The organism is Photobacterium ganghwense, from assembly GCF_017329545.1.
In the GTDB taxonomy this organism is placed as follows: Bacteria; Pseudomonadota; Gammaproteobacteria; order Enterobacterales; family Vibrionaceae; genus Photobacterium; species Photobacterium ganghwense.
Genome location: NZ_CP071326.1, coordinates 1,657,024 through 1,678,012 on the forward strand (window position 1 = coordinate 1,657,024; position 20,989 = coordinate 1,678,012).

The following is a 20,989-nucleotide window of genomic DNA, read 5'->3' on the forward strand; positions in this document are numbered from 1 at the left end:
GTCTGACCAAGCTCTAGTTCTGCAACCAAATTGTCTTGGTTTGCAGATACTGATCAAAGGCCTCCAGCCCGTTGTCCCGGCCGCCGAACCCGGACTGCTTATACCCGCCGAACGGGGTCGCGATACTGCCTTCGCTGAAACAGTTCACCGAAACGGTCCCGGCTTTCAGCTGACGTGACACCCGATGCGCACGGCGGATATCCGCGGTATACAGCGACGCTGCCAACCCGTACTGACCATCATTGGCCAGGCGAACAGCCTCTTCCTCCGAATCAAACGTGGTGACGGCCAGAATCGGCCCGAACACTTCCTCCTGAAACAGGGCCATCTCCGGCGTGACATTATCGAAAATGGTCGGCTCGACAAACAATCCGGCACCGATGTCCGGCGTGCCACCACCATGAACCAGCGTCGCCCCTTCCGCTTTCGTCCGTGCCAGATAGCCACGCACTTTTTCAAAATGCGCCGGCTCAATCATGGGACCGATGCTGACCTGTGGATCTTGCGGGTCACCCAGTTTCCAGTTATCCAGACCAGCTTTAAGTTTCTCGACCAAAGCATCTTTAATGCTGGTATGAACCAGAAGACGAGAGCCACAACTGCAGTTCTCACTCATGTTCCAGAACGCAGCATTGAGCACATCACCGACAATCTCATCCAGACTGTAGACATCCGGGAATATGATCTGCGGACTTTTACCGCCGCACTCAAGCACAATCTCTTTCAGGTTGCTTTGAGCCGAGTATTGCAGGAACAACCGACCAACTTCTGTGCTGCCGGTAAACGACACCACATCCACATCCGGATGCAGCCCTAACGGCTGGCCGACTGCCTCCCCCAGACCGGTCACCAATGACAGTGTCCCTTTCGGAACACCCGCCTCATGCGCCAACTGGACCATACGATAAGCACTCAGGCTGGTTTGCTCGGCTGGTTTCACAATCACGGCATTGCCTGCCGCCAACGCCGGGGCAACTTTCCAGGCAAACATCTGCGCCGGGAAGTTCCACGGCAGCACAGCCCCAACCACACCAATCGGTTCTTTGACAATCAGTCCCAAGGTATCGCTATCCGTCGGCGCTATTCGGCCAAATACTTTGTCGATGGCTTCGGTGTACCAGGCAAAGGTGTGAATGGTCTCCGGTATATCGGTATTCAGGCACTCGCTGATCGGCTTACCGGCATCAACACAATCTAATGCTGCCAACTCTTCGCTGTGTTCAGTCATCAGCGCCACCCAGCGTTGCAAAATGGCCTTACGCTCGCCCAGTGGCAGCGCAGACCATTCACCGGATTCGAAACTGGTGCGGGCCGCTGTCGCTGCCGCGTTAACCACCTGTTCATTGCCCGCTTCGATCTTGCCGATTGTTTTACCGTCGTAGGGACTCAGAGTCGCAATGGTTGCCCGCTCACCCGACAAGCCGGACACCAGACAACCCGCAAACAACTCGCCACACTCTGCGGCGGCAAACACCTGCTCTTTGGTTAAAGGCACTGTAGATACAGACTTATTTGTTAATGGCATCGCGGAACCTCCTATTGCAGAGCGGCATCAAGCAGTTGAAGAAAGGCTTTTTGATCTTCATCGCTGATTGGCAGCAGAGGCGCACGGATCGCGCCGACGTCTTGGCCACGGTGAATCAGTGCCAATTTGGCTTTCTGGTTGTAGTCGGCCGATTCCTGGTTCTGAATCACCGGCAGCAGTTTCGTCATAATGGCACGCAGCGCGTTGTAATCACCGATTCGCGCGCATTCCAGCATCTGCACATGTGCTTCAGGTAAGTAGTTAGCCGCACCACCGATCCAGGAACGCACGCCCCAGAACAGATAATCCGCGCCCTGATCGTCAGAGCCACAAACTACGGAGAAATTATCCAGGTTGGCATTAATCAATGACAACGCACGGGTAAAATCACCGCTGCTTTCTTTGATCCCGACAATATTCGGATCACGGCTGAGTTCAATCACGGTGTCGACCTCAATCTCAACACCGGAGCGCGCCGGGAAGTTATACATAATGATCGGCAAGCCGACTTCCAGGCTCACTGTCTGGTAGTGAGTAACGATTTCGCGCTGCTGCGGCAAACAGTAAATCGGCGGTGCCAGCATCAGCGCCTGATAACCCAGGGCTTTCGCCTGCTCCGCTTTTCGCACAGAACCCTGGGTGTGGGTATCATTCACTCCGGCGATCAGCAGGGCGCGATCCCCGACATGTTCGGCGATAAAAGTGAGTACCTGCGTACGCTCCTCATCACTGAAAGCGTAGTATTCCCCGGTCGTCCCACAGGCTACAATCCCGGCTACACCGGCCTCCAGCTGCCAGTCCAGCAGCTTGCCCAGCGCATCAAAATTAACCTTATTCTCTTCCGTGAACGGGGTCACTACAGGAACAAAAATACCGTCGAGTTTCATAACTATCTCCTTGAAATGTCAGGCCGGACTCCTGGCCGGCCCCAGTAAAATGATGCAGAACATCAGTAATTTGGTTGCGTCTAAATCGTGTTTTGAACATTCAGAGTCTCACCTCAGCGCCTCACTCAGGGTCTCAAGCCGAGCCTCGTTCAACGTCTCAGGATGCGGGTTCAGCCTTGGCAGGCTGAGCCGCGGTGTTTGTAGCTTCACCAGTCGGTGTAGTCCGCCAGATGGCAATATTGGCGTACCCGTAGAACACAGAGATGGCGAGCACAAGGAAGTGGTACCAAAGGAATGGCAGGTAACCGAGTGTTGACACGCCGAGGGTGGTTGCCATGAACACCCCACCGTCTGACCATGGCACCATCGGTGTGGTCACCGTGCCGCCCGCTTCGGTATTGCGCGACAGCACGCGTCGGTCAATACCCTGTTGGTCATAGTTTTTCTCGGTGATGGTGCTGGCGGTAATCAGCGACACATACGCCGCGCCCCCGAAGAAGTTACCGAAGAAGCCACCCAGCAGGGTCGACAGCGTGAGACGTCCGGCATTGTTTGCCCAGGTCAGGAAACGGTTACAGATCACTTGCAGAACACCGATTTGCTCCATCAGACCACCCAGCCCAAGAGCAAACAGGATCAGGGCAATCACTTCCAGCATCGACAGAATCCCGCCACGGTTAAGCAGCGTATTCAGAAAGTCGACTTCTGAATGCATGGCATTGCCGACATACACCGTACGCACCGCATCCAGCGTCGGCATGCCCTGCGCCACGATGGCACAGACAATTCCTAGTACAGCGCCGAAGGTGATAACCGGAATCGACGGCATCCGGCGCGACAACAGCAGGATGACAACGGCGGCTGGCAGTAACAACCACGGAGAAATCGTAAAGTGCTGCTCCAGAGCGACCATTGCGGCGTCTGCGCGGCTGGTGTCAACATTGCCATCGATATAAAAGAAACCGACCAGAAGGAACAGAACGAAGGCAATCAGGCACGCCGGGCCGCTGACATACAGCATGGATTTGATGTGGTCGATCAGATCCACTTTACACAGCGAAGCGGTCATCACCGTGGTATCAGACAGCGGCGACATTTTATCCCCCACGTAGGCGCCACTGATGACAGCACCGGCGACCAGCGGTAAAGGTATCCCGAAGCTGTGGCCAATCCCCATCATCGCGATCCCAGCCGTGCCAGCGGTACCAAACGATGTCCCGGTCGACAGCGATGTCATCGCACAAATCACAAATGCCGCAGCCAGAAAAATATTCGGGCTCATGACACTCAGGCCGTAGTAAATGATGCTGGGAACAATGCCACCGGCAATCCACGAGCCAATCAACGCCCCGACAGTGATCAGAATCAGCACGGCTTCCATACCGTTATGGATCCCTTTAATCAGCCCGGTCTGCATCGCATGATAGGATTGCCCGAGCCGCAGGCCGAGCCCCATGACCAGGAACCAGGTTGCAAATAGCGCAAGCTGAATAGGCAGCGACAAGACGTTGAGGAACAGGAACATGACGGCAATAAATCCCACCATCAAACCGACCACCTCCATACTGGTCGGCAGCCGGATAGCACTAGAGTTGGAACGCATAACATTCTTCCTTTTGTTAGTCGTAGTAGTGTTTGCATGAGCCACTATTTCTTACTGCCGCTCAGTATCAGCCTGCAGAGAAATCAGGAGCTTCAGTTTTATCGTCGTACAGCGTGGTTTCGGCTTGCCTCATCCGGACGTGACTGCGTCACATTCAGATCAGGCTGTGCGAAATCGGCTCAACCGGTATGGGCTGAGATCCAAAGACGGAGGTTGGTTCAGAGCCAAGTCTCTGATTGCCTGCGCGGTGACAGCAGCCTGTGTCAGCCCCAGATGATGGTGCCCTAACGCCAGCATGACCTGCTGTTTGGGCCCGACAGCATCGATAATTGGCAGTGAATCTGGCAGTGACGGCCGAAACCCCATCCACGGCGTCGAACCGGCCAGATCCAGCGGGTGTTCAAACAAGCTGTCACCCAGTTCAGCCAAACGGTGAGCACGTTCCATGTTGGCAGGACGATCCAGTCCGGCAAACTCCACGGTGCCCGCCAGGCGCAAGCCGTCGGCCATGGGCGTCATAATGAAGCGGCGCTCCGCTGAGGTCACCGCCACCGGAATACGGTGCGATTCATTAGGCAGCATCAGGTGATAGCCGCGCTCGGTATCCAGCGGAATATCCGTATCAGTCAGCTGGAATACCAGCGAGCGGCTGTGCGCACCAGCGGCAATCAGTACCCGCGGAACGGTCACAGTGCCGCGAGAGGTATGCAGCTCAACGCCATCCTCAGTCAGGCAACCACCCTGAACGTCGAGCTGACGACATTCCGTGCCGAGCGCCACGGCAGCATCCACCAGTGACTCCACCAATTTCAGCGGATCAATTACATGGCTGGTTTCCGGAAATTCCAGCGCCCCCAGCACCGTTTTCGCCAGCCCCGGTACTTTTCGATGTACCTCAACCTGAGAAAGCGGCGTCACGACCACACCGTTTTGCGCCAACGTCTTCGCAAACTGGTGCAATGCCTGACCGGTTTTCTCCTGTTCAAAGACCAACAGTGATCCCTGATGATGCATCAGGTCAGCCGCGTCAATGTCACCAAGCAGCGCTTTCCACGCATCAAGGCTGGCTTGGTTAAGCTGTATCAGGCCATGCTGGCTACGAGCCTGAGCTCCGGCACGCATATTGCTGATTAGCCGGAGCATCCAGGGAAGCAGACGCGGCAGATAACGCCAGTCAATCCGGAGCGGGCCAACTGGGTCGAGTAACATGCTCGGGATCTGCGTCAGGATCGCCGGGTTCGCCAGCGGCATGATTTGCTCGGTCGCAATGTGCCCGGCATTACCATATGACGCCCCTTGTCCCGGCGCTTCTTTATCCAGCAGTAACACCTTCAGTCCGGCCTGCTGGAGGCGGTACGCGCAGGCACAACCGATAACGCCAGCCCCGATAATCGCAATGTCGTGATCCATCTTTTCCATTTGTGATCTCATTCCATTAATTTTTCGAGCATGTATATTGTATACAATATACACTAGAGAGGTGTTGTTAATTCAGCCAGCGCTTTAAAGCTGTTTTGTGATCGGGATCGATCCGGCGCTGAATCGCCGACTTTCGGCTACACTTGATAACTGCGTAATTTCAAGGAGATAGAAGTAATGCGTGAAGGAACGTTTTTTTGTATTGATGCACATACTTGCGGGAATCCGGTTCGCTTGGTGGCCGGTGGCTATCCGAGCCTGAACGGGAAAACAATGAGTGAGAAGCGGCAGGATTTTCTGGAACACCATGACTGGATTCGCCGCGCCCTGATGTTTGAACCACGCGGCCACTCAATGATGTCCGGCTCGATTCTCTACCCGCCGTGCAGCGACAATGCGGATGCGTCAGTCCTGTTCATTGAAACCAGCGGTTGCCTGCCAATGTGCGGACATGGCACGATCGGCACGGTCACCAGTGCGATCGAGCATGGCGTTATCCAACCCAAAAATCCGGGCACCTTGATCCTTGATGTACCGGCAGGACAAATCCGGATCGAGTATCAGCAAAACGGCAATAAAGTTGAGAAAGTACGGATCTTCAATATTGCGAGCTACCTCGCCCACCGTGATGTGGTGATCGAGGTCGAAGGACTGGGTGAGCTGACGGTGGATGTTTCCTACGGCGGTAATTACTACACAATTATTGAGCCGCAGAAAAACTTCCCTGGCCTGGAGCATTTCACTGCCGATCAGGTTCTGCACTACTCCCCCAAAGTGCGGGATGCCATTAATCAGGTTGTAGACTGTGTGCACCCGGATGATCCGACGGTGCGCGGTGCCAGCCATGTGCTGTGGACGGGGACGCCAACCCAGCCGGGTGCCCATGCCCGTAACGCAGTGTTCTACGGTGATCGCGCGATTGACCGTTCCCCTTGCGGTACCGGTACCAGTGCCCGTATGGCTCAATGGGTTGCTCGTGGCCGCCTGGGTGTCGGCGATGATTTCGTGCATGAGAGCATCATTGGCAGCCTGTTTGAGGGTCGTGTAGAATCCCTGACAAAGGTGGGGAATTACGATGCCATCATGCCAAGTATTCAGGGCTGGGCTAGAGTAACCGGCCATAACACGATCTGGGTCGATAGCGAAGATCCCTATGCGTATGGCTTTGAAGTAAAGTAAAATAAAACCGGCCGCTGTCATGGCGGCCGGTCTGAATAATGATAAAAGGAGTTACCTTGCAGCCCAAAACACGTACCCAATATGTTGCTGATGCGATCCGAGGCAAGATCCTGCGGGGTGAAATCAAAGGGGGCGATCCCCTGCGTCAGGACGCACTGGCAAAAGAATTTGATGTAAGCCGTATTCCTGTACGTGAAGCCCTGCTTACCCTGGAATCTGAAGGTCTTCTTGAGTTTCGTGCCCACAAAGGCGCTTTTGCGACTGAACTGTCAGCAGACAAGATTCGTGAACTGTTTGAACTGCGGGTGCTGCTGGAATGCCACATGCTGGCGCATGCGATCCCACTAATGACAGATGCAGATCTCGATGCCGCTGAAGCGATCTTGCAAGAATATGAAGAAATCTTAAATACCGGCAGCCGGGTTGATCACTGGAGCAACTACAACTTTGCTTTCCATAAAGCCCTGTACACCCCGGCAAACCGCCCGGAAACCTTGCAGCTGATTACTCAGCTTAATACCCAATCAGATCGCTATATCCGCATCCAGCTACTGCACACCGCCGGGGTGGCCAAAGCAGAATCAGAGCACCGCGAACTATTGACTCTGTGCCGCGAGCGCAACATTGCTGCCGCCTGCGATTTGCTAAAGCGTCACATTGATGTGTCTGCCGAAGACATCATCGGCCTGCTGTCCAAGCAAAAATAAACAATAACAAAGCCAGCAGATTTGCTGGCTTCATTACCTGATTCACAACCTGATTCACAACGCGCGCATTTCGTTGTCTGCCACCTTAACAACACCCATTCGTGACAGGCTCACCGCACGCGGGTTCAGGCTGACAACACTTGTGTCAGATACTGCTGCCAGTCTGCCGGACGCCGATAAAATTGGTTCAGCGGCAGCTTTTTCCAACGGCCGTGTTCACGTTCAATCATCAGAGTCGGGAATCCACCTACCTGGTGTGTCTGCATCAAGGAGTGGCTCTGGCTAATCGCGGAATTTAGGGCCTGATCGGCTCTGGCCATCTGCTGTAACCAACTGTCAGAGGGTGCCCCCATCGCAACGGCAATGGCCAGCAACGTTTCCAGTTCATTCACATTTCGACCCTGCTGATAATGGGCGCTCTGAATCGCTTTCAGCATCGCAAATGTGTCCAGTCCCATGTCTTTTGCCACCAGCAACGCTCGGGTCGGTAAGTAGGAATCCAGCACGACCGGCTCAGTACTTTGCAGACGATTTAAATAACGGTCACCAAAAACCTGCCCGGTTTCCTGACCAATACGCTGATCGCTTTGAATAATATGCTGGCGCATGCCGGTTTCTAATAGCCGGTTGCCGAGCATGCCACCGGGATGGTAGTGCAGTTCAATGCCCGGATGCGCCGCCACTACCTCCAGCAGTGGCGTGGCACCGTAACACCAGCCGCACATAGGGTCATAAAAATAATGTGCCTTTACCATTTCATCTCTCCCATGTGCACTTTGGCACCAATGCTCAGTGCCATCGGCAGCGCGGCATCCGGATACTGTGCTGTCATTTTACTGATCAGCGCGTCGCTGTTTTTGCTTGCCTGTTTTTCCGCTTTAAAAGCTTGTAAGTAACGCAGAGAAAAACCAATAGTATCGGCATTTAGCTTGGTGCCGGCTTTCATGTGACCCGGAATCACGATGTCCGGTTGCAGCGCCTGAATGTCTTGTAGCTGCTCAGCCCAGGCACGTTGCATGGCATCGGTCTGTGCATCAGCCATCCATAGGTGAACGTTGCCATAAACGGCCACATTGCCTAACACTGCCTTGCTGGATGGAATCCACAGGTATGGACGGTGGTCCAGTTCACCTTTCTGGCTGTGAATTTCCACTTTGTAGCCGTCTACCGTCAGGGTATTACCGGTAAACGCCGTCAGCGTCACCGGATGAACCGGCGCATTGGCTCCCATCTTCGGTCCCCAATAAGCCAGCTTTCCGGCCAGGTTTTCTTCAATCGCTTTTTTCACGCCCGGCGTGGTCAAGATTTTCGCTTCCGGAAACAGTTCATGCAGCACTTCAGCTCCGAAGTAATAATCCGGATCAGCCTGACTGATAAAAATCGTTTTCAGCTCTTTACCGGAATCCAGCACCTTGGCGGCAATACGCATTGCATCGGCTTTGGTAAACCCAGTGTCCACCACCATGGCTTCGTGCTCACCATAAACCAGGGTTGAGTTCACATGGAAACTGTTGCCATCTGCGTTATACACATCCAGCGTCAGTGGCGTGCTGGCATTCGCTGTAGAAGAAACCGCCAGTAGCAGTGAGGTAGCAAGTAGAGTGGGCTTGATCATGTCTGTCTCCGAAAAAGTCTGTCGATTGTTATTCGATAAAGGATGAAGATTGTCTTTAAGGTACGAAGGAGATAATAGAGATTTGATCTGTTCGGAAAAACGCCCAATAATGAGCAAGATTATTTCATAAAACGAGCAAATAAATGGACCGACTCACCGCCGCCAAAGTATTTGTCGACGTGGCTTATTCCGGCAGTTTTACCGCGACCGCTGACCGGCTGGAGATGTCACGTCCCATGGTGACGCGTTATATCGAAACCATGGAAGACTGGCTGCAGACCCGCTTGCTGCACCGTACAACCCGTAAGATTTCGCTCACGACCGCCGGGGAGCGCTGCCTGGCAGAGGTCGAGCAGTGGTTACAGGCTGCCGAGTCACTGACGTTCGTTTCCCGCGACGCTGGTGCACTGAGCGGGAAAATCCGGCTGGCAGCGAGTATGTCATTCAGCCATTCCCAGCTTATTCCGGCCATTACCGGCTTTATGGCCGAGCACCCGAAAGTGGAAATTGACATCGATTTGCAGGACACCACCTCGGATCTGATTGCCGAACGGATCGATCTGGCGATTCGAATTGCGGCCAACCCCGATCCGTCACTCATTGGCAAACCCATTGGCCGCTGTGCGTCAGTATTGGTTGCCTCTCCCGCTTATCTGGCGGCTTCACCAGCATTGGTCAGCCCGGAAGATCTCGCCCAACAGCGTTGCCTCGGCTATAAAAACTTTGAGCAGCATGTCTGGCATCTGAAGCGCGGCGATGAACACACTTCAGTAAATGTGCAGTGTCAGTTAACGGCCAATGAAGCGACGACCCTGCTGGAAGCCGCTCGGCACGGTGCAGGCATTGCCATGCAACCGACTTATCTGGCTAACAGTCTGATTCAACAAGGTCACCTGACGGCTGTGTTGCCCGAGTGGCAACCAAACAACATGGCCATCTATGCCTTGTACCCGTCCAGAAAACACCTGTCCCCCACAGTCCGTGCGTTGATTGATTATCTGGACGCCTATTTTCAAGTAAGTCGGTGGTAGAACATTTCGTTCATCATGAGGAGCCAGGAACCTGTAGCCTGGCGTCTATAGCTGAATTGGGCATTGTCAGCACGTCACTGGGCAGAACAACAAGACACAGAGCACGCAAAGCAGCCCGTCACGCATGAAGATGTGTTGATACAAGCATTATTAGCAGAAAGATTGGGCGGTGAGTGCCGCAGATTCGGCGGGCTGTGTGTCTGTAAACATCATTTTCAGCACATCATCGCTTATTGCCGACGGGTGCTATGATTTTCATTTTGCATATGAAATATTCCTTTGATTAGCAACGTTAAAGGAATAACCATGTTAGACAGAATTACCCAACTCTTTCCGGTCTGGGCCGTCGCGTTTTCAGCGCTGGCTTTCTTTCAGCCAACCTTGTTTGTTGATCTGAAAAGTCAGATCGTCCCGCTACTTACCATCATTATGCTGGCCATGGGGGTCACACTGGCACCCCGTGATTTTGCCAATGTCGTGAAGAAAAAAGCCGCCGTTGGTATTGGTGTTGTGTTGCAGTTTGTCATCATGCCGCTTGCAGCACTGCTGATCAGTTACTTGCTGGATCTGAGCACAGAATTGACCGTTGGTATGGTGCTGGTAGGCAGCGTTGCCGGCGGCACCGCGTCAAACGTTATGGCATTTCTGGCCAAAGGGGATGTGGCTCTGTCCATTTCCATGACAGCATTATCGACACTCATTGGCGTGGTACTGACTCCACTTCTGGTCGCGCTGCTGGTCGGCCAGACGGTCGACGTACCTGTAGGTGCCATGCTGCTGAGTCTGGTAAAAATTGTGCTGTTACCGGTTGCCATCGGGCTACTGATCAACACGCTCGCCCGCAAACAGGTCGAAAAAATTCACGCCGTCCTGCCGCTGATTTCCATGGTCGCGATTGTGCTGATTATCGCTACTGTGGTCGCACTGAATGCCGATAACCTGAGTAAAATTGGGCCGTTAGCCGCCGTTGCGGTTGTTTTACACAACAGTATTGGCCTCATTGCCGGTTACCTCTGCTGCTGTCTGATGCGTTTTGACCGTGCGGTATGTCGCACCGTCGCACTGGAAGTCGGACTACAGAACTCCGGCCTCGCCACTGCACTGGCAATGAAGTTCTTCACACCGGCTTCTGCGGTACCCGGAACGATTTTCTCTGTCTGGCACAATATCTCAGGCTCTTTGTTGGCTGGATACTGGGCAAAGCGTCAGGATACCCCTGAGAAACCGGCCCGCTCAGCGGCATAATAGTAAGCACGCCATTCAGCCAGCTTCCGGAAGTCACTCGCTGAAAGCAGAAAAACAGGGAACGCAAATTGCGTTCCCTGTTTGCTTTTTTGTTCGTCGCCCTATCCTCTCACGAACTGACCAGTGCGGGTCAGCGCCCACTTACCGCAGGCTGACTGCTCGCGTTCAGCTCTATGATCTAATCTAAGCTCTAAGCTCTAAGCTCTAAGCTCTAAGCATTAAGCATTAAGCATTAAGCATTAAGCATTAAGCATTAAGCATTAAGCATTAAGCGGATATTTGAAGTTAGCGAACCCGTCATCGGCAAACACTGTGGTGCCATTGATGCAGTTAGCCGCATCAGAAGCCAGAAAGGCAAAAACGTCAGCAATTTCTTCAGGTTGAGTGAATTCGTCGCGCATCTGTTCTTTGCGGATATGTTCCCACAGACCAAACTCTTTGTACTGACGTAACATTGGCGTATCCACTCGACCCGGCGCGACCGCAACAACCCGGATACCGTGTGGAGCCAGCTCCAGTGCCGCACATTTTGTCATCATATCAACGGCGGCTTTACTGACGTTGTAGGTGAACGTCATTTCCGCCGCCATAGTGCCATACACTGATGAGGTATTCAGAATAACACCTCGCTTCGATAACGCAGTAAATTTGCGCCCGCCAGCAAGGATCCCGTGGTAAACCCCTTTCTGATTCACCTGGGTGATCAAATCAAAATCTTTTTCCGGATCATGTTCCAACAGATTTTTTGCCATCCCGATACCGGCGTTATTGACCACCACATCCAGAGTGCCAAATTCGGCAACGGCAAAGTCCAGCATGGCTTCGACTTGTTGATAGTCCGTCACATCGGCGGCGAACCCTCTCACTGCCGCACCAAAATCACCGGCAACCTGATTGACCTTTTCCTGATCCATATCGACCAACACCACGTTGGCACCTTGCGCCACAAACTTTTGTACGATGGTGTAGCCAATACCGCCACAAGCGCCAGTAACGACCGCGACTTTTTCCTTCAAACTCATAATGATGTCCTTTCTATGTTCACGTCGGATGAATAGCTGCAACAATGTAATTTATTTGTTTTCACATTGTTAATACTCACCATAGAAAGCTGAACTTGCGCTGAACAGAAAAATATAAACAGGCGTTTAATTTATTGGCTGACAGCTAAATTACTCGCCAGATTTATCGGCAGGATGGCTATGTCAATACGCTGACGCATTGCAGTTTGTTTTGCAAAGTAGCAAGCATTGTTTGAAGTAATAACTCGGTATCCGACTCCGGTTCATTGAGCCCCATAATCAGAGTCATGAAATACAGCTCCATCATGACCTGAGCCCGGGTCTCATCATAACCCTCTTGTGTTTCAAACAGTCGTTGTTTGAATTCCTCAATTTGCGGATTGAGCTGCTCTTGATGCCAGATCACTTCTTTGAAAATTTCTCGGCTGAACTCACGATGACGGAGATAGTAGCCATAAAGGTAGCGGGCATAATGGAGTAATCGCTCTCCCGGTAACTGTTGTTCGTCGCTGGCGGCAGCCTCGGCGATCACCATGTCGACCTGCCGTTCAACCCCGGCTTTAAGCAGGTCGAACTTGGTCGGAAAATGGGAAAACACAGTTCCGGCCGCCACACCAGCGGAGGAGGCAATTTGCCGGGTTGTTGTCTCGGCATAACTTTGCTGTTCAAACAGTTGCCAGGCTTGGGACAAAATTTTATCGCGGGTTTGCTGTTTTTTCGTCGTCACGGTCAGATCCTCTGCTTTGCCATTATTGTACCTGATGACAGGCAGGACGAAACCCCGTCTGGTTCAAGCCTTGTCCCCTCTCATTTCATGAACTTACTCCTGATCAGTCACGACCATGCGGCCAGTATCCATAATTGCTCACAGACCTGTGCAACCCAATCGCTATTAACGCATAAACAGTTATCACCCCATAAACAGTTATCACCCCGTAAACGGTTATCCCCCCATAACATCTCGTTCCTCACAGAGATCACGCATGTCATAAACCTAACACACCTCACAGATGGCCCATTGAAAAATGAGCGTGCTCATTTTATATTAATTGAGCGCGCTCAATTATCAGTTAAAACCTGAACCTAAAAACTTACCTGCACCAGGAGAAAAAGCATGATTAACCTGTTAATGAACATCCGTCAGCCACTCAAATACCTGCTGCTTGCTGTCGGGCGCTACACTATTTACCTTCCGTTTCAAATGCTGTTCAGCTATGTCGTCGGGCCGATCCTTGCTGTGATTCTGATGGTGGGCGGGATAGCAGTGTTGATGTTGATTCTGGGATACGAAGACGGGATCAAGGTCTTTCGTCACGAGTGGCGCCAGTCAGGGGCGTTGATATAGGGGGCAGGCACTACAGCCTGAGACCTCAGGAAAAACCAAGGTCTCAGGTTCGCTGTTTATTTACGGACGATGTACCAGTTGTTTTGGATATCGTGCGCCAGTTCATTTTTCACCACCGAACTGAAACCAGCACGCTCCAGGTATTCCCTGGCTTTTTCTTCACCCCACATAGCGCCCAGACCTTCCCCCCCTTGCGCCAAAGAAACGGTCATGCAGTGCATGCAGGAAATGGTGTACAGGAAAGTGCCAATCGGGTGATCAAGGTTATTGTGCACATGGCTGGAGCCTTTAATGTCCTGCATCAGGTAAATGCCGTTAGGTTTCAATGTCCGGCAAATCCCCCGAAGCACATTCAGCGGTTTGGCCTGATCATGCACGGCATCAAAGGTAGTGACGAAATCAAACACGTCAGGTTGTGCGCGTTCATCGAAGTTACTCAGATCGCTGATTTCAAACTCAATATTGCTCAGATTCCTGGCTTTTGATTCCGCCCTTGCATAATCAATGGCTTCGCGGGAAAGATCGACCCCCAAAAACTGGCTGGCTGGATACAGCTCCGCTAACCGGTTCATGATCCGACCGCGACCACACCCGACATCCAGTACCTGAATACCCCCCGCTAACTGGTCAGCCAGCCCCGGTACCAATGGGACGATATGTGTTTCCAGGTTAGACAGCACCGACTGATTGCTGTCTTCAGCCATCACTTCATGAAAGCGCGGGTATTTTTCATAGGGGACACCGCCGCCTTGCTTGAAGCAGTCCACAATATTGTCTTCAACCCCTCCCAGTAATCCGATGTACTGTGCGAAGACGGCCAGATTATCAGCACCGGCGGCACGGGTGACCAATGAGGCATGTTCGGCTGGCAGCCAGAAACGGTTAGTCGCCGGATCGACCTCGACGACCCCGGCGGTTGTCATCGCTCCCAACCATTCCCGCACATAGCGTTCATTCAAACCGGCACGTTCCGCAATGGCCTGCGATGACGCGGGTTGATCCAGTTGACTCATCACATCGAACAGACCGGTTCGGTGACCAATGGAAACCATCAGGCACATTGCACCATTGTTGAGTGCATTCACAAACTGGTCGCCAAAGACTTCTGCTTTCTGGGGGTTAAAGGCAGCATTTGTATTGGTTGTCGCCATGATCGACACCTCCTTCAGCGTCTGATCTGACCGGATGCTTCATGCCTATCACTATTTCAAAGGCATGAAACGGGAACTTGAAATGCAGGGTAAAGCAGGCTCAGCCAATCAGGCGCATTTTGATGCTTCATTTAGCCTTCATAAAGCATAGGGGTGATGCCGTTCGTCCCTTCTAACAAAAAAGGATAAATACGATTTAGTTATTACCAGCCTTACTAACCCACGCAGATAACCACGTTGGGCTTCATGACACCAGATTCAGCGATGATGCAGGCAAAAACAGGACGAAGCGGACGAAATTATCCAGCAACGGCTTATTCAATAAAGACAAAACAACCTGCCGACAAGCAGGTTGTTTTGAAGGTAAATGACACTCAGCGCCGCTATGCACCCAACATCATCTTGCGCCAGCTAACTGACCCGATTTCATTCAATCCCAGTCAGGCGCAAAGTCCGGATTCGCCAGACGGTGGTCACGATCTAAGATCGCAATGCTGGCCATATCCTCCGCATCCAGTATCAGGTTTGCAGCAGCCAGATTGCTTTCCAGATTAGCCGCTTTGGTCGACGACGGAATCGTGACAAAGTCATTCTGACGCATCCAGGCCAGCACAACTTGCGCAGCGGTCGCTGTGTGTTTTGCCGCAATTCCCTGAATCACGGCATCTTTCAGTACGTCACCATAAGCAAACGGCATGTAGCCGGTCACCATCACACCATGCGTTCGGCAGCAGGCGACAACCTTACGGTTTTGCAGGTAAGGATGCACCTCAACCTGATTAGTCAGGATCTCCCCCTCCCCCAGAATGGCAATCGCCTGCTCCAACTGGGCATTGGTAAAGTTCGAGACACCAATATGTTTAACTAATCCCTTATCCTTTACCGCTTTCAGCTCAGCCAGATATTCTGCCATCGGCACCGCATCATTTTTCAACGGCCAGTGGATCAACAACAGGTCAATGTACTCTGTTTGCAGCTTTTCCAGGCTCTCTTCGACGCTGGCAGAAAATGTGGCTTTTGCCAGCTTGTCGATCCACACCTTCGTGGTCAGAAAAATAGCGTCACGGGAAACGCCGGAATCCTGAATCGCCTGCCCCACTTCTGCTTCATTGCCATAAATTTGCGCGGTATCGATATGGCGATAACCCAGCTCAAGCGCGGTCAGTACTGACTGATACGCCACATCATCTTTCAGACGAAATGTTCCGGCACCCAGCATTGGCATCTGTAACATGTTGTTCCCCTTAACTTCTTCTTTGTCGGTGTAATAATGTATGACTGAAACGGTTGTACGCCTGACGTTCTTCATCGTTAAAGGCATACGCAGCGCTACAAACGTCTTCAGCGTGAGCACTTACTCGGCGTCACAAACAGCAGGCTGGTAACGCGGATAATCGATGTATCCCTCTGCACCGCCGCCATAGAGGCTCAGCCTGGCATCTGCATCAAACTCCGCCAGCGGCCAGCTATAGCGGAAACGCGCCACCAGATCCGGGTTGGTGACAAACGGCGTCCCGAAGGCCACCAGATCAGCGTACTGCTTCACCAGCAACTGTTGCGCACTTTCTTTACTCAGTTTACCTGCCACCATCACCGGGTTCGGATAAACGGCACGCACTTGCTGCCGGTAGGACTCCGGCACATCGGTGTACCGCGAGATATTTTCCGAAAAGTGAACATACGCGAGATTCATTGGTGCCATTTTTTCCAGCGCTTTGAGGATGACATCGGCAATTTCCGGATCGTCATCACCGAAGCCTTCATAAACATGCGGAGACACCCGAACCGCCACATGCTGGCCGCCAATCGCATCACTTACCGCCTGCAGGGTATTAACCAAAAACCGCATCCGGTTGTCTTGGCTGCCACCGTACTCATCGGTTCGTTGGTTGCTGGCTATACGCAAGAACTGATCAAACAAATACCCGTGTGCAGCATGAATTTCTACACCATCAAAACCGGCCGCCATGGCGTTTTCTGCCGCCTGTACAAAGTCATCAATGGTCTGCTCGATATCTTCACGCGTCATCGCCCGTGGCTCGCTGGTTTCCACCATGCCAAAGCCACCTTCCGGTAATGGGCCGAAGACCTGATCCGGCTCTTTGATGGCCGATGCTGAAACCGGCTGCTCGCCTGCAATATCGTGATGACTACGGCGTCCTACGTGCCATAGCTGAATAAAGATTTTGCTGCCTGCGTCATGGACAGCCTGAGTCACTTTCCGCCAGCCGTCGATATGCGCCTGGGTGTAAATACCCGGCGTTAAGGAATAACCTCGGGCTACCGGCGAAATCGGCGCGCCTTCGGTAATGATCAGTCCGGCGTCGGCGCGCTGTTGATAGTAGGTGGCCATCATTTCGTTCGGCACGTCACCCGGCTGCGTAGTACGGGAGCGAGTCATCGGTGCCATCACAATACGGTTGCGCAGTGATAACCCGTTGCCATTAAAAGATTCAAATAGCATGTTGTTTTTCCTTTGTTCCCGTTTCACTCACTGACTGGCTGACTCACCATAAACCGGGTAATCAATCAGCCCTTTTTCACCACCGCCGAATAAGGTAGTCGGGTCATGCTCTGCCATCGGGTAGCCATGCAGCAGACGGGCGGGCAGATCCGGGTTCGCGACAAACGGGCGACCGAAACCAATCATGTCAGCCATCCCCTGTTCGATTGCGGTGTTGGCTTTTGCAGCCTGATCACGCGGGGTAAAGTAACGACCGGCATAAATCAGTACCCCGTCAAACACTTCACGTACTGCTTGTTTGAACGTTACCGGTGTATCCGGCGCATCGTCCCAGTCCACTTCTGCAATGTGCAGGTACACAATGCGATGACGATTCAACAGTGCCGCTGCGGCGGTATACGTCGTTTCGGGATCAGCATCCACAGTGCCATTGAGGGTTGTAAACGGCGCCAGACGCACCCCCACACGCTCAGCGCCAATGGCATCCACCAGCGCACCCAAGACTTCATCGAGAAAACGCAGGCGATTGTCCAGGCTGCCGCCGTATTCATCGGTGCGGTGGTTTGATTCAGAATCGATAAACTGATTGACCAGGTATCCGTTGGCCGCATGCAGTTCGATGCCATCAAAACCGGCTTCGATAGCATTGAGCGCCGCCTGACGGTATTCCGCAATGACCTGCGCAATATCAGCTTTCGTCATGGCTCGGGGCTCCACCACATCGACAAAGCCCGGAGCATCAGTGCCGTTATCGACAAACACTTTGACGTTCTCGGCTTTTACCGCCGAAGCAGAAATCGGCTGATGCCCACCAATGTTGTCTGGGTGCGTCACCCGACCGACATGCCAGAGCTGAGCAAAAATGACGCCGTCTTCACGATGAACTGCAGCCGTTACTTTTTGCCAGCCGGCAATCTGCGCCGGGCTATAAATACCCGGCGTCCAGGCGTAGCCTTTCCCCATGGGCGAAATCTGGGTGCCTTCTGAAACAATCAACCCGGCGCTGGCGCGCTGCGCGTAGTAAGTGGCCATCAGATCATTTGCGACATCGCCCGGCTGACTGGCGCGAGAGCGCGTCATTGGCGGCATCACGATGCGGTTTTTTAACGTCAGGTTACCGAGCGTAATAGGTTGGAAGAGTGATGTGCTCATTGATTCTGTCCTCAGTAGGAATTGAGGGCATAGTAACAAGTGGCACGCTGGATATTGAGCGCAGTTATCACAAATGATTTTTGTGATAAATGCAATAATCGCTACAGCGACAGACGTGGCTGAATGAACTCAATAAAGGCAGAGATGCGTCTCGCGACCGAGGAAGATTTGTAATAGACGGCATTGATTTGCTCGCGCCCGGTATTGCCGGTTTTGATCGATTCAAACAACGGGATCAGCCGCCCTTGCTCAATGTCTTTTTTCACCATAAACCCCGACAGACAGGCAATACCATTGCCTGCCAGTGTCAGTTGCCTTACCAGTTCACCGTTGCTGACAGCAATGGTCGGCTCAATTTCCACCCCACCCGACAGCGGCCATCGGTTCAGATTTTTCGGGCTATTAAAGCCAATTAAGTCATGCCCTTCCAGCTCATCGGGATGATGCAGGCAACCGCGGCGGGACACATATTCCGGTGAAGTGACGATATAGAGTTCGCTTTTACCAATAGGCCGGGCATGCAGGGTGGAATCAGTCAGCTGACCGATCCGAATTGCGACATCAGTTTGTTTTTCCAGCAGGTCAACAAACCCTTCATTCGAGGTCAGTTCAAGCTGAATATCCGGGTACGCTTCACGAAAAGGCTGAATCAGTGGAACCAGCTGGTGAAACAGAAACGGACTGGCGGCATCCACCCGCAACCGGCCTTTGGGCAGTTCACCACGGCTGACGATTTCTTCTTCCGCCTGTTGCAATTGTCGCAGCCCGGCACGCACCGTTTTGACAAACTGGCGGCCTTCATCGGTCAGCTCTACCCGCCGTGTAGTGCGGTTCAACAGTGATACCCCCAGCTGAGATTCAATTTTACTGACGGCCCGGGAAACCCGCGCAATCTGAATATCGAGCACTTCCGCCGCCGCAGAAAAACCGCCACTGTCGACCACCGCAAGAAAAATTTCCAGATCATCCGATCGGGTACGCATGAGAGCTCCAAAACAAAAACAGGATTTTCTCATTTATAGCAAAAGTCAGCCCGGATTCCATCCTTCGCAGCGATGACTAGCCCTAGCAGTGCCATCCGCTACAGCGGCTAAAGAAGTGGTTCGACCTTACGGTGATCTTAAGAAAAACACAGAAGTTTTATGACAATGTGTCACAATTTTATGGGGGAGCTGGAGTGATGTCATAATGTTTAAACGGGTTTGCGTTGCCGTACTGCTATCAACAACACCGTTATGGTCAACTGTCGCCTGGTCTTCAGACTATTTCACCGGGGCGCATGGCGACATTGGGGTTATTGCCATCAACGGTAATGGCTTTAAGACACACGGCATGGAACTCAATATCGGGTATGACTTTAATGCCTTCCTCTGCATGAACCTGTCTGTTGCCTATGCCAAAGACGATTTAGCGGTAGATTACCTGGGCACCGGAGCAAATCTCGAAGTCGGGCTGCCGTACCGTTTACACGATGAACTGACGATAAAGCCCTACGTAATGTTCGGCGGAGTGTACAGCGACACCAAACTGACCGAAGAAGTGTGTACTAACGGCGAATGTAGCCTGATTCGAGAAAACAAGACCGATACCCAAGGCGTATTCGGACTCGGTGGACGCTTCGTTTTCATCAACCACATCAATGTCAATTTCAGCTACCAGTTCTCACAGCTTGATCTTATCAGCCTACGGATCGGACTGAAGTTCTGATACGGTGCAGATAACATGCTGTTCATCCGCAAATTTCCCCCGAGACATATTCTCGCTCAACTTAACCTCGTTCAACTTAACTGGCTCAATGCAGCTGAGCTTATCTTGCTTAGCTGTAGACGCTCAGGCTCGATCTTACCCATTCGCAGTGAGTCACACTTGGCAGGTATCGTCACTCACAACCGGACACAACCGCGTTAGTTCTTTGGCGAAATTCGCCTTTCATGGGTTATCTCAGGTATAGGAGGTTGCGACAGGAAAAAAGCAACAACTGCCCTGTACTTGACGACAAACCGCAGAAACGAAAAAGACGTTAGCAAACCTTACTCTGCTAACGCCTTTCATAAAAAGAGCATCATGTTACGTATAACGCACATGTTTAAGTTTGATTATTACGCTTGGTTTAACTCTTAACCAACGTCGCAATCAGTACAATTTTGTAGTGCGATTTCGTGTTCAAAGACTGCTACATCGTTACCTTCAGCCAGCAGCTCAGCAATTTCATCCGCAACTTCTTGCTCATCATCCGCCTCAACTTGATCCGCTAGTTCTTCTTCCGAGTAACCGTAGAAATTCAGCAATAAGTACTCACGCGCTTCTTCTTTAGTCGTACACGTAACGTTCACCGAAAAATCTGCTTCAACGTTACCTTGCGCGAGAATCGCCGCCACTTGCGCTAAGACATCTTCTTTCATCGCAGGCGTTAACCAACCAAGATCAGTGCTAACCGTGGTTTTTTTACAGCTAAAACAAGGGAATTGATGAAAGTAATATTGAAAATCAGTCATAGATAATTTCTTCTTTGGGTGTTGAATAGCAAGATTATGCGCGTTTTCCAGCAAAATACTATCTTAATAGACATTGAAAGCTGGGTGACCGCGGCCAATATGATACTGAGCACATAGAGAAACAGAACTTACCAATCAGCGAATGCAAA

At 52.2% G+C, this 20,989-nt stretch carries 20 protein-coding genes; 6 read left to right on the plus strand and 14 right to left on the minus strand.

The features are described from left to right. Positions 1 to 13 precede the first annotated feature (13 nt). From FH974_RS23610 to FH974_RS23625, 4 genes are all read right to left on the minus strand, one after another. Positions 14 to 1,525 carry an aldehyde dehydrogenase gene (locus tag FH974_RS23610; protein WP_207103832.1) on the minus strand — a complete coding sequence of 504 codons (1,512 nt, stop codon included), beginning with the start codon at positions 1,523 to 1,525 and terminating at the stop codon, positions 14 to 16. A gap of 11 nt (positions 1,526 to 1,536) precedes the next feature. Then, the gene (gene dapA / locus FH974_RS23615) at positions 1,537 to 2,412 is read right to left on the minus strand and encodes a 4-hydroxy-tetrahydrodipicolinate synthase (protein WP_047886229.1); all 876 of its coding nucleotides are present in this window, start codon (positions 2,410 to 2,412) and stop codon (positions 1,537 to 1,539) included. A 157-nt stretch (positions 2,413 to 2,569) separates the two neighbouring features. Beyond that, entirely contained in the window at positions 2,570 to 4,060 is a 1,491-nt protein-coding gene (gene nhaC, locus FH974_RS23620; protein ID WP_479724823.1) for a Na+/H+ antiporter NhaC, read from the minus strand. Positions 4,061 to 4,174: 114 nt separating this feature from the next. Then, positions 4,175 to 5,434 carry an NAD(P)/FAD-dependent oxidoreductase gene (locus tag FH974_RS23625; RefSeq protein WP_242551921.1) on the minus strand — a complete coding sequence of 420 codons (1,260 nt, stop codon included), beginning with the start codon at positions 5,432 to 5,434 and terminating at the stop codon, positions 4,175 to 4,177. A gap of 177 nt (positions 5,435 to 5,611) precedes the next feature. On the opposite strand from FH974_RS23625, the gene FH974_RS23630 reads away from it, so the two are divergent. Together FH974_RS23630 and FH974_RS23635 are read left to right on the plus strand one after the other, a co-directional pair. Beyond that, entirely contained in the window at positions 5,612 to 6,613 is a 1,002-nt protein-coding gene (locus FH974_RS23630; RefSeq protein ID WP_207103833.1) for a 4-hydroxyproline epimerase, read from the plus strand. 56 nt (positions 6,614 to 6,669) lie between these two features. Further along, positions 6,670 to 7,320 (plus strand): GntR family transcriptional regulator, encoded by a 651-nt coding sequence (locus tag FH974_RS23635; RefSeq protein ID WP_107193894.1) that lies wholly within the window; start codon positions 6,670 to 6,672, stop codon positions 7,318 to 7,320. 125 nt (positions 7,321 to 7,445) lie between these two features. Here the strand turns inward: FH974_RS23635 and FH974_RS23640 are convergent, their stop codons facing one another. Both FH974_RS23640 and FH974_RS23645 read right to left on the minus strand, forming a co-directional pair. Further along, complete coding sequence (locus tag FH974_RS23640; protein ID WP_207103834.1) at positions 7,446 to 8,075, minus strand: DsbA family protein; 630 nt, start codon at positions 8,073 to 8,075, stop codon at positions 7,446 to 7,448. Continuing rightward, entirely contained in the window at positions 8,069 to 8,935 is an 867-nt protein-coding gene (locus FH974_RS23645; protein WP_207103835.1) for an MBL fold metallo-hydrolase, read from the minus strand. Before FH974_RS23645 ends, FH974_RS23640 begins: the two co-directional genes overlap by 7 nt. 143 nt (positions 8,936 to 9,078) lie before the next feature. Between FH974_RS23645 and FH974_RS23650 the strand changes: the two genes are divergently transcribed. Together FH974_RS23650 and FH974_RS23655 are read left to right on the plus strand one after the other, a co-directional pair. Then, complete coding sequence (locus FH974_RS23650) at positions 9,079 to 9,966, plus strand: LysR family transcriptional regulator (RefSeq protein ID WP_207103836.1); 888 nt, start codon at positions 9,079 to 9,081, stop codon at positions 9,964 to 9,966. Between the two features lie 306 nt (positions 9,967 to 10,272). Further along, complete coding sequence (locus FH974_RS23655) at positions 10,273 to 11,211, plus strand: bile acid:sodium symporter family protein (protein ID WP_207103837.1); 939 nt, start codon at positions 10,273 to 10,275, stop codon at positions 11,209 to 11,211. Positions 11,212 to 11,471: 260 nt separating this feature from the next. Here the strand turns inward: FH974_RS23655 and FH974_RS23660 are convergent, their stop codons facing one another. Beyond that, on the minus strand, positions 11,472 to 12,233 hold the full coding sequence (locus tag FH974_RS23660) for an SDR family NAD(P)-dependent oxidoreductase (RefSeq protein WP_047886238.1): 762 nt from the start codon (positions 12,231 to 12,233) through the stop codon (positions 11,472 to 11,474). Between the two features lie 178 nt (positions 12,234 to 12,411). Then, on the minus strand, positions 12,412 to 12,960 hold the full coding sequence (locus FH974_RS23665) for a TetR/AcrR family transcriptional regulator (protein WP_207103838.1): 549 nt from the start codon (positions 12,958 to 12,960) through the stop codon (positions 12,412 to 12,414). 387 nt (positions 12,961 to 13,347) lie between these two features. On the opposite strand from FH974_RS23665, the gene FH974_RS23670 reads away from it, so the two are divergent. Next, positions 13,348 to 13,578, plus strand: coding sequence for a hypothetical protein (locus FH974_RS23670; protein ID WP_053061895.1), 231 nt, complete (start codon positions 13,348 to 13,350; stop codon positions 13,576 to 13,578). 56 nt (positions 13,579 to 13,634) lie between these two features. On the opposite strand, the gene FH974_RS23675 is transcribed toward FH974_RS23670, so the two are convergent. The 5 genes from FH974_RS23675 to FH974_RS23695 form a co-directional block, all read right to left on the minus strand. After that, positions 13,635 to 14,729 carry a class I SAM-dependent methyltransferase gene (locus tag FH974_RS23675; protein WP_207103839.1) on the minus strand — a complete coding sequence of 365 codons (1,095 nt, stop codon included), beginning with the start codon at positions 14,727 to 14,729 and terminating at the stop codon, positions 13,635 to 13,637. A 430-nt stretch (positions 14,730 to 15,159) separates the two neighbouring features. Beyond that, a complete protein-coding gene (gene dkgB / locus FH974_RS23680; protein WP_207103840.1) occupies positions 15,160 to 15,963 on the minus strand; it encodes a 2,5-didehydrogluconate reductase DkgB in 804 nt (267 codons plus the stop codon). A gap of 120 nt (positions 15,964 to 16,083) precedes the next feature. After that, the gene (locus tag FH974_RS23685) at positions 16,084 to 17,193 is read right to left on the minus strand and encodes an alkene reductase (protein ID WP_207103841.1); all 1,110 of its coding nucleotides are present in this window, start codon (positions 17,191 to 17,193) and stop codon (positions 16,084 to 16,086) included. Between the two features lie 27 nt (positions 17,194 to 17,220). After that, on the minus strand, positions 17,221 to 18,345 hold the full coding sequence (locus FH974_RS23690; RefSeq protein WP_207103842.1) for an alkene reductase: 1,125 nt from the start codon (positions 18,343 to 18,345) through the stop codon (positions 17,221 to 17,223). A gap of 101 nt (positions 18,346 to 18,446) precedes the next feature. After that, complete coding sequence (locus FH974_RS23695; protein ID WP_207103843.1) at positions 18,447 to 19,328, minus strand: LysR family transcriptional regulator; 882 nt, start codon at positions 19,326 to 19,328, stop codon at positions 18,447 to 18,449. 205 nt (positions 19,329 to 19,533) lie between these two features. Between FH974_RS23695 and FH974_RS23700 the strand changes: the two genes are divergently transcribed. Beyond that, complete coding sequence (locus FH974_RS23700; protein ID WP_207103844.1) at positions 19,534 to 20,052, plus strand: outer membrane beta-barrel protein; 519 nt, start codon at positions 19,534 to 19,536, stop codon at positions 20,050 to 20,052. A 410-nt stretch (positions 20,053 to 20,462) separates the two neighbouring features. Here the strand turns inward: FH974_RS23700 and FH974_RS23705 are convergent, their stop codons facing one another. Further along, a complete protein-coding gene (locus tag FH974_RS23705; RefSeq protein WP_207103845.1) occupies positions 20,463 to 20,840 on the minus strand; it encodes a hypothetical protein in 378 nt (125 codons plus the stop codon). Between the last annotated feature and the right edge of the window lie 149 nt (positions 20,841 to 20,989).

Bases quoted from the DNA above. Each gene is read 5' to 3' on its own strand.
- FH974_RS23610 (WP_207103832.1), bottom strand. From the start codon at position 1,525: ATGCCATTAACAAATAAGTCTGTATCTACAGTGCCTTTAACCAAAGAG.
- dapA (WP_047886229.1), bottom strand. From the start codon at position 2,412: ATGAAACTCGACGGTATTTTTGTTCCTGTAGTGACCCCGTTCACGGAA.
- FH974_RS23625 (WP_242551921.1), bottom strand. From the start codon at position 5,434: ATGGAAAAGATGGATCACGACATTGCGATTATCGGGGCTGGCGTTATC.
- FH974_RS23630 (WP_207103833.1), top strand. From the start codon at position 5,612: ATGCGTGAAGGAACGTTTTTTTGTATTGATGCACATACTTGCGGGAAT.
- FH974_RS23640 (WP_207103834.1), bottom strand. From the start codon at position 8,075: ATGGTAAAGGCACATTATTTTTATGACCCTATGTGCGGCTGGTGTTAC.
- FH974_RS23645 (WP_207103835.1), bottom strand. From the start codon at position 8,935: ATGATCAAGCCCACTCTACTTGCTACCTCACTGCTACTGGCGGTTTCT.
- FH974_RS23650 (WP_207103836.1), top strand. From the start codon at position 9,079: ATGGACCGACTCACCGCCGCCAAAGTATTTGTCGACGTGGCTTATTCC.
- FH974_RS23655 (WP_207103837.1), top strand. From the start codon at position 10,273: ATGTTAGACAGAATTACCCAACTCTTTCCGGTCTGGGCCGTCGCGTTT.
- FH974_RS23660 (WP_047886238.1), bottom strand. From the start codon at position 12,233: ATGAGTTTGAAGGAAAAAGTCGCGGTCGTTACTGGCGCTTGTGGCGGT.
- FH974_RS23670 (WP_053061895.1), top strand. From the start codon at position 13,348: ATGATTAACCTGTTAATGAACATCCGTCAGCCACTCAAATACCTGCTG.
- FH974_RS23675 (WP_207103839.1), bottom strand. From the start codon at position 14,729: ATGGCGACAACCAATACAAATGCTGCCTTTAACCCCCAGAAAGCAGAA.
- dkgB (WP_207103840.1), bottom strand. From the start codon at position 15,963: ATGTTACAGATGCCAATGCTGGGTGCCGGAACATTTCGTCTGAAAGAT.
- FH974_RS23685 (WP_207103841.1), bottom strand. From the start codon at position 17,193: ATGCTATTTGAATCTTTTAATGGCAACGGGTTATCACTGCGCAACCGT.
- FH974_RS23690 (WP_207103842.1), bottom strand. From the start codon at position 18,345: ATGAGCACATCACTCTTCCAACCTATTACGCTCGGTAACCTGACGTTA.
- FH974_RS23695 (WP_207103843.1), bottom strand. From the start codon at position 19,328: ATGCGTACCCGATCGGATGATCTGGAAATTTTTCTTGCGGTGGTCGAC.
- FH974_RS23700 (WP_207103844.1), top strand. From the start codon at position 19,534: ATGTTTAAACGGGTTTGCGTTGCCGTACTGCTATCAACAACACCGTTA.
- FH974_RS23705 (WP_207103845.1), bottom strand. From the start codon at position 20,840: ATGACTGATTTTCAATATTACTTTCATCAATTCCCTTGTTTTAGCTGT.